At 56.0% G+C, this 3,174-nt stretch carries 6 protein-coding genes; all 6 read right to left on the minus strand.

Going from position 1 to position 3,174, the window contains the following annotated elements; all coding sequences use genetic code 11:
* Window positions 1-21: 21 nt before the first annotated feature.
* Complete coding sequence (locus ACNKH6_RS04080; protein WP_417914272.1) at window positions 22-201, minus strand: hypothetical protein; 180 nt, start codon at window positions 199-201, stop codon at window positions 22-24.
* On the minus strand, window positions 202-402 hold the full coding sequence (locus ACNKH6_RS04085; protein ID WP_417914273.1) for a hypothetical protein: 201 nt from the start codon (window positions 400-402) through the stop codon (window positions 202-204).
* A complete protein-coding gene (locus ACNKH6_RS04090) occupies window positions 399-1,292 on the minus strand; it encodes a tyrosine-type recombinase/integrase (protein ID WP_417914274.1) in 894 nt (297 codons plus the stop codon). Before ACNKH6_RS04090 ends, ACNKH6_RS04085 begins: the two co-directional genes overlap by 4 nt.
* Window positions 1,225-1,563 (minus strand): hypothetical protein, encoded by a 339-nt coding sequence (locus ACNKH6_RS04095; RefSeq protein ID WP_417914275.1) that lies wholly within the window; start codon window positions 1,561-1,563, stop codon window positions 1,225-1,227. Before ACNKH6_RS04095 ends, ACNKH6_RS04090 begins: the two co-directional genes overlap by 68 nt.
* 2 nt (window positions 1,564-1,565) lie before the next feature.
* A complete protein-coding gene (locus tag ACNKH6_RS04100; protein WP_417914276.1) occupies window positions 1,566-2,933 on the minus strand; it encodes a hypothetical protein in 1,368 nt (455 codons plus the stop codon).
* On the minus strand, window positions 2,930-3,174 hold a 245-nt coding region (locus tag ACNKH6_RS04105), incomplete at its 5' end, for a hypothetical protein (protein WP_417914277.1). The genes ACNKH6_RS04105 and ACNKH6_RS04100, both read right to left, overlap by 4 nt.

Raw genomic sequence — 3,174 nt, forward strand, 5'->3', positions numbered from 1 at the left:
AATCAGCTTCATTCAAACACCTCAATGGCTTTCCTGACACTCTCCAGCCGGTGGACGTACCGATGGGTCGTGGTCGTGTTGACGAAAAGCGTAAAAAGCAAAAGATAAATACGCCAACAAAGACAGCTTAGGGAACAAGGAAATAAAAAAAGTCCCAAAAGCGATAAAAATGCCAAGTCCAAAAAGGTCTTCTTCTTTCATTCAAACACCTCCACAGCGTTTTTCATGGTTTCCAGCCAGTGGACGTACCGCTGGGTTCTCAAGCTGGGATTTTGACTTCCGTTGTTTTAACGGCATTCCGCTGAGAACAAGAATGCCCAAAAAAGACCAAATCAAAAGAACAAAGCTCCAGATCGGGCCAAGAAAACGGAATAATTCTAACAACTGGTCTAAAAAAATCATTCAAACACCTCAATGGCTTTCCTGACACTCTCAAGCCGGTGGACGTACCGCTGCGTCGTGGTCAGGTTGGTATGGCGGAGGATGGTCTGCACGTCGAGCAGGGAGACCTTGGCCCTGATCAGGATGGATGCCGAAAGGTGGCGGATGCCGTGCAGGCCGAATTCTTTCGCCCCTGCGCGGCGGCAGAGGCGGCCCAGCCAGTGCTGGCGGGCAATGTACGGCTCTCCGGTCTGCGGATCAGGGAAGACCCACGGGCCGGATGTGATGGCGAGATGCTCGGTCATGGCCGCGTGAAGCCGGTCGGACATGGGCAGCCAGTCGAACTGCATGGAGCCGTCCTTGCGTTTGCGGGTGAACAGCCTGACCTGCCTGCGGTCGAGATCAACGTCCTCGCGGCGGAGGTGGAAAATCTCGCTGCGGCGGGCCGCCAGATGCAGGTAGCAGAGCAGCATCAGCCTGTCCTGCGCTGATCCGGCGGCATCGTGGACGGCCCAGAACTCCTGCTCAGTGGGCACTGGGCGCGGAATCCTGTCCTCGGCGAAGCGGTCGGTGAGGAACGGGTTCTGCTCCGGGAAGCCGGGAATGTGCTCCACGCCCCAGTTCCACGCGGCGACGAGGTTCTTCCGGTCTTTGTTGGCCGCGTGGCCGGAGCGGTTCTGCGCCTGCCGGGAGAAATGCGCGAGAATCTCGCCTTTGTGTAGACCGGCGACTTCAGCGTCCGGGCTGAACGATTGCAGCAGAAGGCGGAAGGCCATGCGCTTCTCGCTGTAGGTCTTGCCGATGAATTTGGCCTGCGCGTGGTCGAGGTACATGGTGGCCCACTCAAGCAAGGAGACCGTGCGGATCGCAGGGAGCGTCTCCGGGCTGCCTTCTTCCAGCTCCCTTTTCATGTCGGCTTCCCAGCGCAGCGCGGCGGATTTGCTGCCGTGCTGGCTGCTGTGTCTCTCGCCGCTGACGATCACTTGCGCTGTCCACTTCCTGCGCCTCGCATTCCAGTAGGGCATTGGCGAGCCTCTTCTCGAAGAATTTGTAGCAAACTCCGACTTTGACCCCGCCGAGCTGGCGGAAATGCCGGTACACCGTGGCAATGTCGCAGCGCAGGTACTCGGACACTTCGCGGGCTGAAAGGCAGCGGCCAAGGTGCTGTTCAAGGATGGTCATGCTCACGCTCCATGCACCTCGGCATTCATGCCGTAGGGCCAGATTTCGCTCTTCTTGCGCTTCAGCTTTTCCAGCAAAACCGGGAAGCCGGACTTGCCGATTTCCTCATATTTCGCCCGGCAGGCTGATTCGACAACCTGCTGCAGCGAGCTGATGACATCCTCGACATCATCGCAGGCGCGGTCTATCGTGGCGATGTTCAGGCCGATGCCGATGAACTGGTCAACGGACTGATGCCTGTCCTTCAAGGCGCGGATTTTCTTGCGGACAACCGGCTGATAGCTGCCCCAATCCGCCTTCTGGATTGCCAGCCAGAACTCATGGCGGACGGCGCGGCTTTGATTGCGGTTCTGCTTGTCAGGCCGTTCAGCGCAGAGCACGGCCCAATTGCAAGTGCAGTATTCCCAGAGACCTGAAACCTTTTCCAGCAGGTCGGTGTAGGTGTCCACGCCGAGCTGACGGAGCACTGGACGGCGGAGCTGAAATTCGACGCGGGTCACCGGCTGATCGTTGTATTCTTCCTTGCCCCAGACTGAGGCGAACAGCGACTGCTTAGCGCCATCACGATTGATTTCAAGCACTTTGTCATACACACGCAGCATAATGTCACCTTTGGCAAGCTGCAGCCCGCTTTCCACTTTTTCGCCGAAATAGTCGCAGCGGTCGTCGCTCAGGCCGAGGCGGCCTTGCGTCTGCTTCGTTTCAATACCGGTGAAAAGTTCCCTCTCGTAAAAGGGATGAAATTTGTTGGAACGGGTAATCCAGTTGCCATACGAATGCATCGCCCCTTCCAACTGAGAAATGTCCATGCCGACGCAGTCAGCGCAGAGATGCACTTCGGAAATGCCCGTCTTGTGGATTTTGCCGCCGTGATGAGCAATAAATTCTTCCAGCATGTCAATAATATATTGATAGCCGGGAACCCAGCAGGACGAGGAGCCGATATCAACCCAGATATTCGGCGTTTCCATGAAATTCTTGCGGGTTGAGAAATAAAGATGCACATCGCCAGAGGAGAGATGGAAGGCGTAGCCGCCTTGACGGCCAGATGTGCCCATCACGACGGATTCAAATGCGAGGCCAGGCACTGTGCAGGAGACAGGCTGATGCTGCTCATGGGCGAGGTTCTTGAAGTCGGTCAGGATATCCAACAGCTCGGAATCCTTCCATTCCACATGCAGGCCATACTTGAGACGGTCGAAGCCGATGACGAGTTGAAACCCCCATGTTATTCTATCATGGGGCTTAGGCTCCGCAGCTTTCCCGGCGAGGATTGCCTGGCCGAGCTTGATCATCTCGGCGTGCATGTCCTGAATCTCAGGCTCGGAAAGACGGCGGCGGGACTTTTTCGCAGCAACGGGCGCGATCATTTGGAGACCTCCTTGGATTCAGCCCAGCAGCGAGGAATTGCTTTAAAGAAACGACAAATTCTGCCTGAGAGCTGAGAGTTCGGCTGAGTTTGCCACCAGCAGGAAAATACACCTATGCCAAGCCAGAAAATTCTGTCGAAAATTTGTACAGGAGGTGTTGAAAAAAAGGCACCTATGAAACCAATGCCTACAACCAGCAGGCAGAAAAGAATAAGCGCGTCGGTGAATTTCATTTCGATGC

This window comes from Candidatus Electronema sp. JM, assembly GCF_048287415.1.
In the GTDB taxonomy this organism is placed as follows: domain Bacteria; phylum Desulfobacterota; class Desulfobulbia; order Desulfobulbales; family Desulfobulbaceae; genus Electronema.

Bases quoted from the DNA above. Each gene is read 5' to 3' on its own strand.
- ACNKH6_RS04100 (WP_417914276.1), bottom strand. From the start codon at position 2,933: ATGATCGCGCCCGTTGCTGCGAAAAAGTCCCGCCGCCGTCTTTCCGAG.
- ACNKH6_RS04095 (WP_417914275.1), bottom strand. From the start codon at position 1,563: ATGACCATCCTTGAACAGCACCTTGGCCGCTGCCTTTCAGCCCGCGAA.
- ACNKH6_RS04080 (WP_417914272.1), bottom strand. From the start codon at position 201: ATGAAAGAAGAAGACCTTTTTGGACTTGGCATTTTTATCGCTTTTGGG.
- ACNKH6_RS04090 (WP_417914274.1), bottom strand. From the start codon at position 1,292: ATGAAAAGGGAGCTGGAAGAAGGCAGCCCGGAGACGCTCCCTGCGATC.
- ACNKH6_RS04085 (WP_417914273.1), bottom strand. From the start codon at position 402: ATGATTTTTTTAGACCAGTTGTTAGAATTATTCCGTTTTCTTGGCCCG.